This is a genomic window from Leisingera sp. S2M4, from assembly GCF_055398055.1.
The window spans coordinates 1397256-1413419 of record NZ_AP040861.1 but is presented as its reverse complement, the minus strand read 5'-3'; the positions used below and the strand labels follow the sequence as shown (position 1 = coordinate 1413419).

The following is a 16164-nucleotide window of genomic DNA, read 5'->3' as shown; positions in this document are numbered from 1 at the left end:
CTTGTAACCTATGGCGCAAACGGGGCGCCCATGATCCCGTGACCGAGGCACAAAACATGACTTTTCCTGAGCGGTTCTCGAACCTGCCGGCCTACGCATTTCCGCGTCTGCGGGCGCTGTTGGACCATCACACCCCTGGCGGGGATGTGGTGCATATGACCATTGGCGAACCGAAACACGCGTTTCCGGCCTGGGTCACCGATGTGATCGCCGAAAACGCCGCCGGGTTTAACCAGTATCCCAACAACGACGGCACCCCGGAGCTGCGCGGTGCCATGGCCGACTGGGTCCAGCGCCGTTACGGCGTGGCGATGGATCCCGAATCGCAGGTGATGGCGCTGAACGGCACCCGCGAGGGGCTGTATAACGCCGCCATGGCCCTGTGCCCGGAGCAGAAAAACGGCCAGCGTCCCGCGGTGCTGATCCCGAACCCCTTCTACCAGGTCTACATGGTGGCCACGCTGTCGGTCGCGGCAGAGCCGGTCTTTGTGCCCGCCACCGCGGCCACAGGCCACCTGCCGGATTATGAAAGCCTGCCCGCAGACGTGCTGGACCGCACCGCGGTGGCCTATATCTGCTCGCCCGCAAACCCGCAGGGGGCGGTGGCCTCGCGCGATTACTGGACGCGGCTGATCCGTCTGGCGGAAAAACACGATTTCCGCATCTTTGCCGATGAATGCTACTCCGAGATCTACCGCGATGCAGCGCCGACCGGTGCGCTCAGCGTCGCGCAGGAACTGGGCGCGGATCCCGAACGGGTGGTGCTGTTCAACTCGTTGTCCAAACGGTCGAACCTGCCGGGACTGCGCGCAGGGCTGATCGCCGGCGGTCCAGAGACGATCCGCCGGGTGAAGCAGCTGCGCGCCTATTCCGGCGCCCCCATTCCCGGACCACTGCAGGCCGCCGCGGCCAAGGTCTGGGCGGATGAGGCGCATGTGGCCGAGAACCGCGCGCTCTATCAGCAGAAATACGCAATCGCGGACGAGGTCTTTGCCGGGCTTGAAGGTTACATGCCGCCCGAGGCGGGTTTCTTCCTGTGGCTGCCGGTCGAAAACGGCGAGCAGGCGGCGCTGAAACTGTGGCAAGAGACCGGCATCCGGGTGCTGCCCGGCGCCTATCTGGCGCAAGGTGGGGCTGGCGAAAACCCCGGTGAAGGCTACATTCGGGTGGCACTGGTTGCCCCCGCAGAGGACACTCGCAAGGCGTTGGTGGCCTTGCGGGACTGCCTTTATTGACCCAAGCGGCGCGGCCCGAACGGGGCGCGCGGCCAAGAGCAACAAACGAACAGACCCGTGACCCGGCGGTCAACAGCCGGGCAGGGCGAGCAGAAACGGAACTGAGGTAGGCATGGCATTTCAAACCCGCAGCCGCGACCCGCTGCTTGACAGCAACATGCAGGCGGCCATTGAAAAGCGCGGCAAGGAACTGATCGGTCTGGCGCTGATCCTGGCGGGGCTGATGTTCGCGGCAATGCTGGGGTCCTATACGGTGGAGGATCCGAACTGGACCGTCTCCACCGATGCGCCGGTGCAGAATTGGCTGGGTCGTCCCGGTGCCTCGGTGTCGTTCATTCTGATTACCCTTTTCGGCAAGGCCAGCTGGGCGCTGCCGGTGTTTCTGACCGCTTGGGGGCTGCGCTTTGTACTGCACCGGGGCGAGGACCGGGTGGTCTGGCCGCTGCTTCTGTCGGTGCCATGGCTTCTGGTGGTGTCCCTGCACATGGAGACCCTGAACGCCAGCACCACATGGCAGCAGAACTACGATTTCGGCCTTGGGGGAATGGTCGGCTACACCTTCCTTGGCGCCTTGTTGGCGCTGTTGCCGGTGGGTCTGCACTTCATGGTCAAGATCATGTCGCTGCTGAGTGCGGTGGGCATGTTGGCGTTGGGGTGCACGGTGCTCGGGTTCACCTGGCCAGAGGTCCGCAAGGGGCTGCACAAGGTGATGATTGGCCTGATCCTGGGCTATGGCGCTGTTGCGGCCTTGCTCGGGCGTGGCGCCTCCAGCGGCTTGCAGGCGGCAATGACCTACCGGCGTGACCGGGTGACGGCCCAGGATGCGCCCGGCGCGGGGTACGACCCGGACGCCGAGCCCGAGGTGGATGTTTTCGAAGACTATCCCGAGACGGTGTACCAGCAGGAGCCGCTGGTGCAGGCCCCCGAGCTGGATCCCGGCGCTGCGCCAGTGTCCAAGCCCGGCCTGCTGGCACGGGTTCCGGGACTGATCCGCCGCGCACCGGCGGTGGAGCCGACTGAAACCGCCCTTTACGGCGACGGCGCAGAGCCGTTGACGGATGGCGCCGAAGGCAGCCGCGACCGGATTTCAGAAAAAATTGCCAATGCCGTGCGTATTCGGCGCGCTGCCGATGTGCCGCCTGAGGAAGATCCGAACCTGCCGCTGACCAAGGGGCGCGGTCGACGCCCGGCGCCGCTGATCTTCAATGCGGGCCCGGCGCAAGGGGGGCTGCCGCCGGAGCCGCCGCTGACGTCCGGTGGCGTGCCGCTCCGGCAGGAGCCACCGCTGAGCGTGGCGCAACCCACCGCACATGCCGTCCCCCCTGCGCCCTCAGCGGTTGCGGAACCTCAGCCCTTTGAGCCAGCGCCGCAATCCTCTCCTTCGGCTGCTGCTGCGCAACCTTCGCCGTCGACCCCGGCGGCGATGCTGGCACCGGATCACGTGGCCAGCGAAGGTTTGCCGGAACTCTCCGCCCGCCCACCGCAGCCGCAACAGGAGCCGGTCGCGGCCCCGGAACCCCAACAGGCCGCTCGACCTGCCATGGAACTGCCGGTGGCAGAGCCACGTCGCGCCGTGGTGGAAAAGCCCGTGCGCAAGCCGGTGCAGCCCTCCAGCCGGGCCAAGGCCGAGGCGCAACCCGACTTGGCCTTTGCCGATAGCGATGGTGGTTTCGAACTGCCCCCGCTCAGCCTGTTGACCAACCCGGCCAGCATAGAGCGCCACCACCTCAGCGACGAAGCGCTGGAGGAGAACGCGCGCATGCTGGAATCGGTGCTGGATGACTACGGCGTCAAGGGCGAGATCGTCTCGGTCCGCCCCGGCCCTGTCGTCACGATGTATGAGCTGGAGCCGGCGCCGGGTCTGAAGGCCAGCCGCGTGATCGGTCTGGCCGATGACATCGCGCGCTCCATGTCGGCGCTGTCGGCGCGGGTCTCCACGGTGCCGGGCCGCACCGTGATCGGCATCGAACTGCCGAACGAGAACCGCGAGAAGGTGGTCCTGCGCGAGATCCTGTCGTCGCGTGACTTCGGCGACGGCAACCACGCGCTGCCGCTGGCCTTGGGCAAGGACATTGGCGGCGACGCAATGGTGGCGAACCTCGCCAAGATGCCGCACCTGCTGATCGCGGGTACCACCGGCTCGGGTAAATCGGTGGCGATCAACACCATGATCCTGTCGCTGCTTTACAAGCTGACGCCGGAGGAATGCCGACTGATCATGATCGACCCCAAGATGCTGGAACTCAGCGTCTATGACGGCATTCCGCATCTGTTGTCGCCGGTGGTGACCGATCCGAAAAAGGCGGTCGTGGCCCTGAAGTGGGTGGTCGGCGAGATGGAGGACCGCTATCGCAAGATGTCCAAGATGGGCGTGCGCAACATCGCGGGCTACAACGGTCGCGTGAAGGAGGCCCTGTCCAAGGGAGAGATGTTCTCCCGCACCGTGCAGACCGGCTTTGACGACGAGACCGGCGAGCCGGTGTTCGAGACCGAAGAGTTCGAGCCCAAGACGCTGCCCTACATCGTGGTCATCGTCGACGAGATGGCAGACCTGATGATGGTCGCCGGCAAGGAGATCGAGGCCTGCATCCAGCGTCTGGCGCAGATGGCGCGGGCCTCGGGCATCCACCTGATCATGGCGACCCAGCGTCCCTCGGTCGACGTGATCACCGGTACCATCAAGGCGAACTTCCCGACCCGGATCTCCTTCCAGGTCACCTCCAAGGTCGACAGCCGCACGATTCTGGGCGAGATGGGCGCCGAGCAGCTGCTTGGCATGGGCGATATGCTGTACATGGCGGGCGGTGCCAAGATCACCCGTTGCCATGGTCCGTTCGTCTCGGATGAAGAGGTCGAGGAGGTGGTCAACCACCTCAAGCAGTTCGGCCCGCCGGATTACGTTGGCGGGGTGCTGGACGGCCCCGACGACGACAAGGCGGACAATATCGATGCGGTCCTGGGGCTGAACACGGGTGGCAACACCAATGGCGAGGATGCGCTCTATGACCAGGCGGTCGCCATCGTCATCAAGGATCGCAAGTGTTCCACCTCCTACATCCAGCGCAAGCTGGCGATCGGGTACAACAAGGCCGCGCGACTGGTTGAACAGATGGAAGACGAGGGCGTCGTCTCTGCCGCCAACCACGTCGGCAAGCGGGAAATTCTGGTTCCCGAACAGTAAACTGTCGGATTTTTGCCGATGCCGGGTGCAGGTTGCGCCCGGCATCTTCACATCTGCCACAGCCTGCCTATGTTCAAGGGTATGAAACGCATTGCCTTTGCCCTTGCCCTCACCCTTTGCGCCCCGGCCTCCTGGGCCGCAGAGAAGCTGAGCCTGAATGAGATCTCGCGCTATCTGAACGGGATCACCACGGCCACAACCTCCTTTACCCAGATCAACGATGACGGCAGCCTGTCCACCGGCAAGCTGTACATACATCGCCCTGGGCGGATGCGGTTCGAATATGATGGCAAAGCAGGCGGCACCGTCATTGCCGGCGCTGGTGCCGTGGTCATCAAGGACCCCAAATCGAACCAGCCGCCGGAGACCTATCCGCTGAAGCGGACGCCGCTGTCGATCATTCTGGCACGTCAGGTCAACCTGGGACGGGCCAACATGGTTGTGGGGCACGGGTTTGACGGGACGTCCACGGTGGTTCGCGCGCAGGATCCGGAGAACCCCGAACACGGCAGTATCGAACTGATGTTCACCAGCAATCCTGTCGAACTGCGCAAATGGGTGCTCCACGACAGCTCCGGCAGCCAGACCACGGTTGTGCTGGGGCCGCTGGAAACCGGAAAGAAGCTGCCGTCGAGACTGTTCAGCACCTCTCCCTGACGGATCGGTCGGTAAGATCGCGACCTTTGCGCCATGTGATGCGCTGACGGGCTACCCCCCGTTGGCCTGTCGCAGTGGATGTTCTTGCGAAACAATGGGCTACGCCGAAACGATGGGCGAAACCATGAACGCGCCCTAGCGCAGTGCGGGGCCTATGGGGAATACGTCTTGCAGAAAATTGACCTCTCAGGCGGGATTGCCGCCGCCTGAGATAGTGTCGTTCCTGCGGCCGGTCAGCGGAACTTCCGGCAGGTTGCCAATTGGGCCTGGTACATCTGCGCGCGCGCCTCGGCCTGTGCTGCGACGCGCATCAGCCAGGGTTTGGCGTGGTGGCTGCCGCGGGCAAATCCACTGTGCCCCTCGTGGTAGGCGAGGTATTGGTTGCGCGCATCATAAAGGGCGATGCCATTCCGCTCGTAGCTCTTGCGCATGTACCAACCCATGAAGTCGGTGGCGTCGCTGATGCGGTCGCGCTTGGCCCGACGGTTTCCGGTTTCGCGCCGGTAATCGTCCCAGGTCCCGTCCAGAGCCTGGCTGTAGCCATAGGCGCTGGACTGACGGCCTACCGGGATCACCCCCAGCACATATTGATGCGGCGTACGTGCATCGCCGCGGAAACGGCTCTCGTGGTAGATCGTCGCCATCTGCACATGTACCGGCACGCCCCAGCGCTTCTGGGTCTTGCGGAATGCTTTCAGGTATTCGGGGCGCTGTTGGATAATGCTGCACGCATTGTCCAGGTTGCGCGGTGGCGTATTGTACCCGCCTCCACAAGACGCAACAGCCAAGAGGAGGATAAGGGCGCTGATAAGTCTGCTCATGACCTCTGCCCGTGATTTGTGCCTGTGATTTTCTTTTGGTGCAGTCTAGCGGATCGCGGTTGCGGGGGAAATCACATTTCCAGCACCAGCCCGAGCAAAAGTGGCAGCAATAGTGCCGCCATCAGGGTGGAGACCACCACCAGCCCCGCCACCGCCTGCGAGTCCGCCTTGAATTTCTCGGCCAGCAGATAGGCGGTCACGGCAACCGGAGTGGCCAACTGCAGGATCAGCACGCCCGCGGCGGTCCCGTCGAGGCCGAAGGCCACCGCCAGCCCCCAGCCGGTCGCGGCGCTGACCACGAATTTGACCAGGGAAAGCGCCACCGCGGTGCCCGTGCGCCCCGGGGTCAGCCGCGCCACCGCGGTGCCCAAGGTGATCAGCATAAGCGGCACGGCCATCTGCCCGATCAATGACAGCGTGTTGGTTAGGAAAGGCGGTGTCTGCCAGTCCTGCCACAGGAACAGCCCGCCAAGCAGTGTTGCCCAGACCATCGGTTCGCGGATCGCCTTGCTGCCCGCGCTGTGACCCGCCACGAGGTAGATGCCATAGGTGAATGACAGGATCGCCGAGACCGCCAGCATCACCACCGCATAGCCCAGCCCCGCGTCGCCGAAGGCAAAGAGCGACAGTGGAATACCGATGTTGCCGGTGTTGCCGAAAATGAAGGGTGCCAGAAAGGTTTGGCGATCCAGCCCGGCGCTGCGGCAGAGGATTTCGCCCGCCACCGCCAGAATGCCATGGCCGAGCAGCGCGGCCAGCATGAAATGGCCCAGGGCCGCCTTGTCCAGACTGGTTTGCATCAAGGCGGTGAAGATCAGACAGGGCACCGCCAGGGTCATGGCGAGGCGGGTCACGAAATCGGTGCGATACTCGAATCCCAGCTTCACCCAGGTAAAGCCGACAAGCGCGAGCAGAAAGACGGGCGCTGTTATTTCCAGCACTGTCAAGGCGAGGTTCACAGTCTGTTTCCCTGAAAATTTATGTCAACTGTTGGACAATTGCCCTGTGGGCGCGCTATTTACTATGTACAAAGGCAGACATGACCATGATGAGAACACGCGCAAAATACAATCTCGGGCAGGTCGTCCGCCATCGCAAGCACCCGTTTCGTGGCGTTGTGTTTGATGTCGACCCGGAATTTGCCAACACCGAAGAATGGTACGAGGCAATCCCCGAGGACAGCCGCCCGGTCAAGGATCAACCGTTCTACCACCTGTTGGCGGAGAACGATCAGACCTATTACGTCGCCTATGTCTCGGAACAGAATCTGGTCGCCGATTATTCGGGGGAGCCTGTCGGTCATCCGGACGTGCCAGAGATGTTCGGAAATTTCGATGGCGCCGCCTATGCGCTGCATTACCCGCTGAACTGACAAGCCCCAACTGACAGGCCCCTTTGTGCACTTGGTGGCGGACCGTGACCCGGCCCGCCTTCCTTGTTGAGGCAAAGGCGACGATGCGCGGCTCAATACCCCAGCGCACAGCCATCCTTGCGCGGATCGCTGCCGCCAATCAGCACGCCTGAGGCATCGATGCGGATGGCCTGCGCCCCTCCCAAGGGGGTGTCAGGCACGTCGATCTTGTGACCGAGATCCGCCAATGCCTGGCGCACCGCGGCATCATATCCGCGTTCCACCTTCAACACCCCACCGTCGGCAAAACAGCGCGGCGCATCGATGGCCGATTGCAGCTCCATGCCGAAATCGCTGAGGTTGCTGACAAGCCGCGCATGGCCTGTGGGCTGATAGCCGCCGCCCATCACGCCGAAAGGCATGATCACGTCGCCGCCCTGCTTCAGCATTGCCGGAATGATCGTGTGCATTGGCCGCTTGCCTGGCGCCAATTCGTTTGGGTGGCCCTCTTCGAGGCTGAAACCTGCGCCCCGGTTTTGCAGCAGAATGCCGAATTTCTCGGATGCGATGCCCGAGCCGAAGCCATGGAAGATCGAGTAGATCAGCGAGACCGCCATCCGGTCGCGGTCGACGACCGTGATGTAGACGGTGTCCTTGTGGATGGCCTCGCTCAGCGGTGCGGCAGCGGGCATCGCGCGTTTGGTGTCGATCAGTGCGGCGAGACCAGCGGCCGTTTCCGGCGCCAGCATATGCGCGAGCCGCGTGGTATGGTCCGGGTCTGCCAGGAAACGGTTGCGCGCATCATAGGCCAGCTTGGCCGCTTCGGCCTCGATATGCGCGCGTTCTGCACCCAGCGGGTCCATCGCGGCAATGTCGAAATGCTTCAGGATGTTCAGCAGCAGCAGCGCCGTGGCCCCCTGTCCGTTTGGAGGATGCTCCGACAGCTCATACCCCTGGTAGCTGCCGTCCACGGGTTCCGTGGCAAACGCGCGCGCCGCAGCAAAATCTTCCGCTGCATGCACGCCGCCATGTGCATGCAGCGTGGCGATCATGTCCTCCGCGACCTCGCCACGGTAGAACCCGTCCCGCCCATCGCGGGCAATGCGGCGCAGCACCTCCGCCTGTCCCGGCGCGCGGAACAGCTCGCCCGTTTTCAGCGGATTGCCATCCTTCAGGTAATGGCGTCGCGCCGCCCCCTGCAGTGCGGCGGCGTCTTTCTTCCAGTCAAAGGCGGTTCGCGCGGCGACCGGAACTCCCGCCTCGGCGTAGTGAATGGCCGGTTGCAAGAGCGCGTCCAGCCCGAGTTTCCCCTCGCGTTCGGCCAGCTGACAAAAGGCGTCTATCGCGCATGGGATGGTCACCGCATCTGCGCTGCGCAGCGGTATCGTCGTGAGGCCACGATTTCGCAACGCTGCTGCATTTGCGGCTGTCGGCGCACAACCGGATCCGTTCAGCCCCCGTACCGGCTCGCCGGGGCGGGACTGCAGTACAAAACAGTCGCCACCGATGCCGGTCATCTGTGGTTCGCAGATTCCCAGCAGAACGGCCCCCGCGATTGCAGCATCCATCGCGTTGCCGCCGCGTTTGAGAATGTCCACTGCGACTCCCGCCGCCAGCGGATGTGATGTCGCGCACATGCCGTTTGTGGCAATCACGGCGGACCGGCCGGGATAGTGGAAATCGCGCATGAACCTGCTCCTCGCTGTTGTTGCGCGGAGCCTATGGCCACCGTGATCGAAGCTCAAGCTGTCACGAAAAGGTCGCAGCAGGTGTCGGAAGGGCGGTGTTCGGAACGGAAAGAGGGGTCACGCGGTCATGCGCACGGCAGTGCCAGACCTTGCACGAGAGGGCGCAATGCGTGGCGTCTGGGCATAATGCCAACAGGAAAAGACCTGCTGGGCAACCCGGTCAGAGGTGGCCGCGGCGCAACGGGGAGGTGTGCGGGTTCAGGCGTCGGCCGACTGTCCCGTCACCTGGATTTCAAAACAGAGGGACAGGTTGTTGTTTCCGTCGGTTCGCTCGTATTGCACCTGGCTGGCCAACTCGCGAATTAGGAACCAGCCAAAGCCGCCTTCGGGCAGATCTTCGATCGGCACATCCACGTCAGCTGGTCGACCTTCAGGCAGGATACCGGCCTGAAAGGGCGCCCCGGCGTCCTGGATACTGATCCACAGGCGTTCGGGATGCAGTTCCCCCCGAATTCGCACATCACCGGGCGCGCTTCCGGCATAGGCGTGTTCGACCACGTTGTTCACGGCCTCGGTCAGGGCGATCTGAACTTCGTCAACACGCGGACCTGGCACTCCGAGGGAGCGCAGCTCCTCCACGACTGAAGTTATCCCCGACCGGGCATCCAGATTCGTGGCTGTGAACGAGCAGGCAAATGTTTTTACCATCAATATCTCGCTTTGCGCGTCCTGCGCGGTCGGTGTCAGGAGTTGGCGTCTGCCGGGGCGGTCGCGTCGCTGAGCGATGCGTAGAGGTCGAAAATCGTGTCCATGCGGGTCAGCCGGAACACCTTCTCGACCATGGGGGTCAGCCCGGCAAGGTCCAGCTTGCGACCGCTTCCCAGTTGCTTCATCGCTGCGACGATAGCGCCCAGACCACTGGAATCAATAAATTGCACCTCGGACAGATCCAAGATGACACGGTCAGGCCCGCTCTCGGTCTCGGTGCGCATGTCCTCCTTGAATTGGATGGCCATGGCGGCGTCAATGCGCTCGGCATTGACTTTGACGATTTGGGCACCGTCCGTCATGGTGGTTGTCAGGCTCATGGTATTCCCCTGGTTCTTGTGTGTCTCAACAGCACTCTAGACTGCAAAGCTTACTATTCTGTAGGTGTTGTTCCGAAACTTGGAGGAAAATTGCATGAAAGATGTTGTTATTGCCGGTGCCGCCCGGACGCCGATGGGCGGTTTTCAGGGCATGTATGACGGTGTGACGGCGTCGGAGCTCGGCGGCGCGGCCATCAAGGCGGCACTGGAAGGGGCTGGCACCCGCACCGTGGACGAGGTGTTGATGGGCTGCGTGCTGCCTGCAGGGCAGGGCCAGGCCCCCGCCCGCCAGGCCGGTTTTGCAGCAGGGCTGGGCGAGGAGGTGCCGGCCACGACGCTGAACAAGATGTGCGGCTCGGGCATGAAGGCGGCGATGATCGCCTTTGACCAGATTGCCTTGGGCCAGGCGGAGACCATGGTGGCAGGCGGCATGGAAAGCATGACCAACGCCCCCTACGTGCTGCCCAAGATGCGGGGCGGGGCGCGTCTCGGCCACGGTCAGGTGATCGATCACATGTTCCTCGACGGGCTGGAAGATGCCTATGACAAGGGGCGCCTGATGGGGACTTTCGCCGAGGACTGTGCCGAGAAATACCAGTTCACCCGCGAGGCACAGGATGAATACGCGCTGAAGTCGCTGTCCAACGCGCTGGACGCGCAGCAGAGCGGCGCCTTCGACGGTGAGATCACGCCGGTGACGGTAAAGACCCGCAAGGGCGACGTGGTGACCGACGCTGACGAACAGCCCAAATCAGCGCGCCCCGAGAAGATCCCGACCCTGAAACCGGCCTTCCGCAAGGATGGCACGGTGACCGCGGCCAATGCGTCCTCGATTTCCGATGGCGCGGCGGCGCTTGTGCTCGCTTCGTCCGAGGCAGCGAGAGCGCAGGGTCTGAATGTGCGCGCGCGTATCCTCGGCCACGCCAGCCACGCCCAGGCGCCGGGCTGGTTCACCACCGCGCCGGTGCCCGCGGCGCGGAAGCTGCTGAAATCCATCGGCTGGAGCGTCGAGGATGTCGACCTGTGGGAAGTGAATGAGGCTTTTGCCGTGGTGCCGATGGCCTTCATGCATGAAATGGGCATCTCCCGCGACAAGGTGAATGTGAATGGCGGTGCCTGTGCCTTGGGCCACCCGATCGGCGCCTCCGGTGCACGGATCATGGTCACCTTGCTGAACGCGCTGGAAAAACGTGGGCTGAAACGCGGTGTGGCAGCGATCTGCATCGGTGGCGGCGAAGGCACGGCCATCGCGATCGAGCGGGTCTGATCAGCCGCACAGAGCAATTGACCGCAAGACCAGGAGGGGGCAGACAGCCCCCTCTGTTACGTTTCAGGAGAACAGCCCATGCGCGCCGACTATGACACCCTGGCCAAGACCATCGCGTCGCTGACCGAAGGCGAGACCGATGAAGTGGCGCTGATGGCCACGCTCGCTTGCGAGGTGCATCACGCCGATTCCCGCTTTGACTGGACGGGGTTCTACCGCGTCGTTGCTCCGGAACTGCTGAAGATCGGCCCGTATCAGGGTGGGCACGGGTGCCTGCAGATTCCGTTCTCCCGGGGCGTTTGCGGTGCCGCTGCCCGCACCGGCGAGGTTCAGCTGGTGGCGGATGTCGATGCCTTCCCGGGGCATATCGCCTGCGCATCCACGACTCGCTCGGAGCTGGTCCTGCCCGTGTGGAACGGGCAGGGGGCGTTGATCGGCGTTTTTGACATCGACAGCGATCAACCCGACGCCTTTACCCAGGAAGATGCCGAGCAGCTGACAGCGATCCTGGCGCAGGTGTTCGGTCGGCTCTGACGGCACCTGGGCCCGGCAGAACCCAGGTTTCCGCCGACCCGCAGCAAAATCACTGACCAGATCGAAACCTCCCGGCGCCAGCAAGTGCCGGGAGGTTTTCTGCATTTGAGAATGTTCGTGAAAAAATGCTTTGAAATTTCATGTCCGCAGGCCATGATGAAATTCGAGATGATTTTTTCACGAGATTCGGAGCGAGATGGTGAACGAACAGGTGCGGGCCGGAGCGACATTGGGGGCGGATATTCGCGCATTGCGCAAAGCGCGCGGGCTGACGCTTGCGCAGATCGCGGCGCGGCTCAATCGCTCCGTCGGATGGTTCAGCCAGGTTGAGCGCGACCTGTCGGAACCGTCGATCTCTGACTTGCGGCAGATCGCGAAGGCGCTGGGCGTGCCGATGTCGATGCTGTTCGCCCACTCCGAGGCACCCGCGGCCGAGCATGGTTATGTGGTGCGGGCGGGCAGTCGCCGCCCGATGGGATCGGGCGAGGAAGGGCTGATCGAGGAACTGCTGTCGCCGGATCTGACCGATGATTTCGAGATGGTGCATTCCACCTTTCGTCCCCGCTCGCGCATGCAGACACCGGCGAACCGGCCAACGCAGGAGGTGGGCTACATGATCTCGGGGCAACTGGACCTGGTGATCGGCGGTCGTGCCTTCACGGTCGGTCCGGGCGACAGTTTCCGCATCCGGCACGAACCCTACCAATGGGCCAACCCGTACGATGAACCGGCTGTGGCGGTCTGGGTGATCGCGCCGCCGGTCTACTGACACCGAATTCGAAAAAGAACAGCGGCGGCAGCGCCGCAACAGGACTGACAGACAAGAACAGGGAGCAATCATGTCCGATTTTCCAAGCAAGGCCCGTGTGGTCATCATCGGCGGCGGCGTCGTGGGCTGCTCATCACTCTACCATCTGGCCAAGAAGGGCTGGAGCGATTGCGTGCTTCTGGAAAAGAACGAGCTGACGGCAGGCTCGACCTGGCACGCGGCGGGCAATGTGCCGACCTTCTCCACCTCCTGGTCGATCATGAACATGCAGCGCTACTCGACCGAGCTGTATGCGCGCCTCGGCGAGGAGGTGGACTACCCGATGAACTATCACCAGACCGGCTCGATCCGGCTGGCGCATGGCGAGGAGCGGATGCAGGAGTTCGAACGCGCCTGCTCCATGGGCCGTTACCAGGGCATCGGCATGGAGATCTGGACGCCGGAACAGGCCAAGGAGCGCTACCCGTTTCTGGAGATCCACGACCTGAAAGGTGTGCTGTGGGATCCTTCCGACGGCGACATCGACCCGGCGCAGGTGACCCAGGCCTTGGCCAAGGGCGCGCGCGACATGGGGGCAAAGATCCTGCGTTTCTGCCCGGCAACCGGGGTGACGCAGCAGCCGGACAAGACCTGGATCGTACACACCGAGAAGGGCGACATCGCCTGCGACTACGTCGTGAACGCAGCCGGCTACTACGCGCAGCGCGTGGGCGAGTGGTTCAAACCCTATGGCGGTCGCACCCTGCCGATGATGGTGATGAGCCATCAATACCTGCTGACCGAACAGATCCCCGAGATCGAGGCGCACAGCAAGCAGACCGGCAAGAAGCTTCCGCTGATCCGCGACGTCGACGTCTCCTACTACCTGCGCCAGGAGAAGAACGGCTACAACCTCGGCCCCTATGAGCCGAACTGCCGCGGCCATTGGATGACACCGGATGATCAGATGCCCGACGACTTCTCGTTCCAGCTCTGGTCCGATGATCTCGACCGGATCGAAGACATCGTTGCCGACGCGATGGAGCGGGTGCCGCTGATGCAGACCACCGGTGTCTCCAGCGTCATCAACGGACCGATCCCCTATGCGCCGGACGGGCTGCCGCTGCTGGGGCCGATGCCGGGCGTGGACAACGCGTTCGAGGCTTGCGTGTTCACCTTTGGCATCGCGCAGGGCGGCGGCGCCGGCAAGGTGCTGGCGGAATGGATCGTGGACGGGCGGACCGAATGGGACATGTGGGCCGTCGATCCGCGTCGCTACACCGATTACACCGATCAGGACTACTGCAACCAAAAGGGCATGGAGGTCTACGGCAACGAATACGCCATGCACTTCCCCCGCCACGAATGGCCGGCCGCGCGCAACAAGAAGGTCAGCCAGGTGCATGAGCGGATTGTTGAGCTGGGCGGCCAGATGGGCGTCTATAACGGCTGGGAACGGGCCAACTGGTTTGCGAAAGCAGGCGACGACACCTCTGAGGCGGCGACCCAGACCTGGGGCCGCGCCGGGCCGTGGCAGCCGCGCATCCGCGAGGAGTGCGAGGCGGTGCGCGATGGCGTCGGCGTGCTGGACCTGCCGGGGTTCTCGCGCTTCAACCTCTCGGGTCCCGGTGCAGCCGAAGCCCTGCGCGGGCTGATCGCGGGCGGTCTGCCCAAGGTGGGCCGGATGAACCTGATCTATATCGCCGATGACCGGGGGCGCATCCTGACGGAGATGTCCTGCCTGCGCCACGACGAGGACTTTTTCACCCTGATCACCGCAGGTGCCGCGCAATGGCATGACTTTGACATTCTGCGCAAATCGCTGCCCGAGAGCCTGAGCCTGACCGACCACACGGCGGATTATGCCACCATGATCGTCACGGGCCCCAAATCGCGCGAGTTGTTTCAGGCAATCGGCACCGAGGCCGACCTGTCGCTGCCCTGGCTGTCGCACCAGCCTGCCACCGTCGCGGGCCACCCTTGTGCGCTGGCGCGGGTGTCCTTTGCAGGCGAACTGGGCTGGGAGGTGCATTGCGCCAATGAGCACCAGCCGGAAATTTATGAGGCGATTCTGTCGGCGGGGGCCAAACCCTTTGGCATGTATGCGCTGAACAGTTTGCGGATCGAGAAGGGCTACCGCGCGTGGAAGGGCGATCTCAGCACGGATTATTCGCTGCTGGAAGGGGGGCTGGCCCGGTTTGTCAAACTGGACAAACCTCAGGACTTCCCGGGCAAGGCGGCCTTGCTGCGGGAGCAACAGGAGGGGGTGAAGAAAGTGTTCGTTACCCTGATCGTTGAGGCTGGCGACGCCGATGCCCCTTATATGTCCTGCATCTGGAAGGACGGCGAAATCATCGGCGAAACCACAAGTGGCGACTGGGGCTATCGCGTGAATGCCTCCATCGCCTTGGGAATGATACGTGCCGACCTGGCCGTGCCCGGCACTGAGGTGGAGGTGGAGATCTATGGCCGGAAATATCCCGCCGTGGTGCAGGAGGATCAGCCGCTGTGGGATCCCGACAACAGCCGTCTGCGGGCCTGAGGCCGCGACCGCACATGCGCAAAGAGGTGGCTGAACGTACACAGCAGCAGGCCAGATCCGGGGAAAACCGGATCTGGCGATTTGATATCATCCTGTGCGAAGGTTTCGTGCTGACGGAGTTTTCCGCTCTGGTCGAAGTGCTGCGGATCGCCAACCGGGTGCTGGCGCAGCCGCCTTTTGTCTGGACCTTGCGCTCTGCCGCAGGCGGTCAGGTCGGCTGTCGTGCCGGGCTGCGCGCCGATACCGAACCGTTGCCAAAGCGCGCGGATGCCGACTTTGCCTTCTTCCTCGGCAATTCGGACCCGGATCACCCGGGGCTTGCCGACGCACGTGCGATTTCCAGCTATACGAGCCGCGGAACCAAGGTCTACTTGCTGGCCGAGGCCGCGGCGCGCTATATCCGCGATCAGGGCGGAGGCGGCGGGCGATTGACCACCCACTGGGAGAACTCCACGCTTTTGCGGGAACGGCTTGGGCTTTCCGATGCCAGTCATGCGCTGGCCAGCGAGGATGGGCAGCTGGTCACATGCGCGGGGATGAACGCAACATTGGACGTGGTGCTGGCGCTGGTCGGGCGACTGACCTCGGCTGCCGCGCAGGTGGCGGTGAGCGACATCCTGCTGCACGAGCGGGTGCGCGATCTTGGCTCCCTGCAGCCCTTCGCCGGGGTGCGGCCAACGGTGACCGGCGACCGCGATCTGGATCACTGTATCCGCGTGATGCAGGACAACATCGAAGAGCCGGTGCCGATCAGCGACCTGGTGGCGCAGCTGGACATCTCCACCCGCTCGCTGGAACGCAAGTTCCGCAGCTACCTGGGCACCACGCCGAACGGTTTTTACCGCGAGATGCGCCTGTCGCGCGCCAATAACCTGCTGCTCAACACCAGCATGAGCGTGCGGGAAATCGGCTTCGCTTGCGGCTTTCCGAACGGATTTTCCACGCTTTACCGGCAGGTCTTCGGAATCACCCCGCTGACCCTGCGCAAGCGCCGCCGACCGAGCAGCACGACCGGATCGAAAAACGAAGGCGACGCTGAATAGCCGGGGCAG

At 63.5% G+C, this 16164-nt stretch carries 14 protein-coding genes; 9 read left to right on the top strand and 5 right to left on the bottom strand.

Going from position 1 to position 16164, the window contains the following annotated elements:
- The first annotated feature begins 56 nt into the window (after positions 1-56).
- From ACZ52D_RS06870 to ACZ52D_RS06860, 3 genes are all read left to right on the top strand, one after another.
- Positions 57-1235 (top strand): aminotransferase class I/II-fold pyridoxal phosphate-dependent enzyme, encoded by a 1179-nt coding sequence (locus ACZ52D_RS06870; RefSeq protein WP_222454583.1) that lies wholly within the window; start codon positions 57-59, stop codon positions 1233-1235.
- A gap of 112 nt (positions 1236-1347) precedes the next feature.
- Positions 1348-4416 (top strand): DNA translocase FtsK, encoded by a 3069-nt coding sequence (locus tag ACZ52D_RS06865; protein ID WP_464442946.1) that lies wholly within the window; start codon positions 1348-1350, stop codon positions 4414-4416.
- Between the two features lie 81 nt (positions 4417-4497).
- Positions 4498-5073: a LolA family protein gene (locus tag ACZ52D_RS06860; protein ID WP_464442945.1), complete on the top strand. Its 576-nt coding sequence runs from the start codon at positions 4498-4500 to the stop codon at positions 5071-5073.
- A 233-nt stretch (positions 5074-5306) separates the two neighbouring features.
- Here ACZ52D_RS06860 and ACZ52D_RS06855 read toward each other — a convergent pair whose 3' ends face one another.
- The gene (locus ACZ52D_RS06855; RefSeq protein ID WP_464442944.1) at positions 5307-5894 is read right to left on the bottom strand and encodes a transglycosylase SLT domain-containing protein; all 588 of its coding nucleotides are present in this window, start codon (positions 5892-5894) and stop codon (positions 5307-5309) included.
- 71 nt (positions 5895-5965) lie between these two features.
- Complete coding sequence (locus ACZ52D_RS06850; RefSeq protein ID WP_417475379.1) at positions 5966-6853, bottom strand: AEC family transporter; 888 nt, start codon at positions 6851-6853, stop codon at positions 5966-5968.
- An 86-nt stretch (positions 6854-6939) separates the two neighbouring features.
- On the opposite strand from ACZ52D_RS06850, the gene hspQ reads away from it, so the two are divergent.
- Entirely contained in the window at positions 6940-7266 is a 327-nt protein-coding gene (gene hspQ, locus ACZ52D_RS06845) for a heat shock protein HspQ (protein ID WP_369930039.1), read from the top strand.
- Positions 7267-7358: 92 nt separating this feature from the next.
- Here the strand turns inward: hspQ and ACZ52D_RS06840 are convergent, their stop codons facing one another.
- The 3 genes from ACZ52D_RS06840 to ACZ52D_RS06830 all read right to left on the bottom strand — a co-directional run bounded on the left by ACZ52D_RS06840 (position 7359) and on the right by ACZ52D_RS06830 (position 10021).
- Positions 7359-8933 (bottom strand): gamma-glutamyltransferase family protein, encoded by a 1575-nt coding sequence (locus ACZ52D_RS06840; RefSeq protein WP_464442943.1) that lies wholly within the window; start codon positions 8931-8933, stop codon positions 7359-7361.
- Positions 8934-9191: 258 nt separating this feature from the next.
- Positions 9192-9641 carry an ATP-binding protein gene (locus ACZ52D_RS06835; RefSeq protein WP_369930044.1) on the bottom strand — a complete coding sequence of 150 codons (450 nt, stop codon included), beginning with the start codon at positions 9639-9641 and terminating at the stop codon, positions 9192-9194.
- Positions 9642-9676: 35 nt separating this feature from the next.
- Positions 9677-10021 (bottom strand): STAS domain-containing protein, encoded by a 345-nt coding sequence (locus tag ACZ52D_RS06830; protein WP_222454590.1) that lies wholly within the window; start codon positions 10019-10021, stop codon positions 9677-9679.
- A gap of 94 nt (positions 10022-10115) precedes the next feature.
- On the opposite strand from ACZ52D_RS06830, the gene ACZ52D_RS06825 reads away from it, so the two are divergent.
- From ACZ52D_RS06825 to ACZ52D_RS06805, 5 genes are all read left to right on the top strand, one after another.
- Positions 10116-11288, top strand: coding sequence for a thiolase family protein (locus ACZ52D_RS06825; protein WP_464442942.1), 1173 nt, complete (start codon positions 10116-10118; stop codon positions 11286-11288).
- A 78-nt stretch (positions 11289-11366) separates the two neighbouring features.
- On the top strand, positions 11367-11822 hold the full coding sequence (locus ACZ52D_RS06820; protein ID WP_222454592.1) for a GAF domain-containing protein: 456 nt from the start codon (positions 11367-11369) through the stop codon (positions 11820-11822).
- A gap of 196 nt (positions 11823-12018) precedes the next feature.
- Entirely contained in the window at positions 12019-12591 is a 573-nt protein-coding gene (locus ACZ52D_RS06815; RefSeq protein ID WP_464442941.1) for a helix-turn-helix domain-containing protein, read from the top strand.
- A 70-nt stretch (positions 12592-12661) separates the two neighbouring features.
- A complete protein-coding gene (locus ACZ52D_RS06810) occupies positions 12662-15112 on the top strand; it encodes a GcvT family protein (RefSeq protein WP_464442940.1) in 2451 nt (816 codons plus the stop codon).
- Between the two features lie 26 nt (positions 15113-15138).
- Positions 15139-16155 (top strand): GlxA family transcriptional regulator, encoded by a 1017-nt coding sequence (locus ACZ52D_RS06805; RefSeq protein ID WP_464442939.1) that lies wholly within the window; start codon positions 15139-15141, stop codon positions 16153-16155.
- Positions 16156-16164 lie beyond the last annotated feature (9 nt).

Coding starts and splice junctions, on each gene's coding strand:
- ACZ52D_RS06860 (WP_464442945.1), top strand. CDS start 4,498: ATGAAACGCATTGCCTTTGCCCTTGCCCTCACCCTTTGCGCCCCGGCC.
- ACZ52D_RS06855 (WP_464442944.1), bottom strand. CDS start 5,894: ATGAGCAGACTTATCAGCGCCCTTATCCTCCTCTTGGCTGTTGCGTCT.
- ACZ52D_RS06825 (WP_464442942.1), top strand. CDS start 10,116: ATGAAAGATGTTGTTATTGCCGGTGCCGCCCGGACGCCGATGGGCGGT.
- ACZ52D_RS06830 (WP_222454590.1), bottom strand. CDS start 10,021: ATGAGCCTGACAACCACCATGACGGACGGTGCCCAAATCGTCAAAGTC.
- ACZ52D_RS06815 (WP_464442941.1), top strand. CDS start 12,019: ATGGTGAACGAACAGGTGCGGGCCGGAGCGACATTGGGGGCGGATATT.
- ACZ52D_RS06840 (WP_464442943.1), bottom strand. CDS start 8,933: ATGCGCGATTTCCACTATCCCGGCCGGTCCGCCGTGATTGCCACAAAC.
- hspQ (WP_369930039.1), top strand. CDS start 6,940: ATGATGAGAACACGCGCAAAATACAATCTCGGGCAGGTCGTCCGCCAT.
- ACZ52D_RS06810 (WP_464442940.1), top strand. CDS start 12,662: ATGTCCGATTTTCCAAGCAAGGCCCGTGTGGTCATCATCGGCGGCGGC.
- ACZ52D_RS06865 (WP_464442946.1), top strand. CDS start 1,348: ATGGCATTTCAAACCCGCAGCCGCGACCCGCTGCTTGACAGCAACATG.
- ACZ52D_RS06820 (WP_222454592.1), top strand. CDS start 11,367: ATGCGCGCCGACTATGACACCCTGGCCAAGACCATCGCGTCGCTGACC.
- ACZ52D_RS06870 (WP_222454583.1), top strand. CDS start 57: ATGACTTTTCCTGAGCGGTTCTCGAACCTGCCGGCCTACGCATTTCCG.
- ACZ52D_RS06835 (WP_369930044.1), bottom strand. CDS start 9,641: ATGGTAAAAACATTTGCCTGCTCGTTCACAGCCACGAATCTGGATGCC.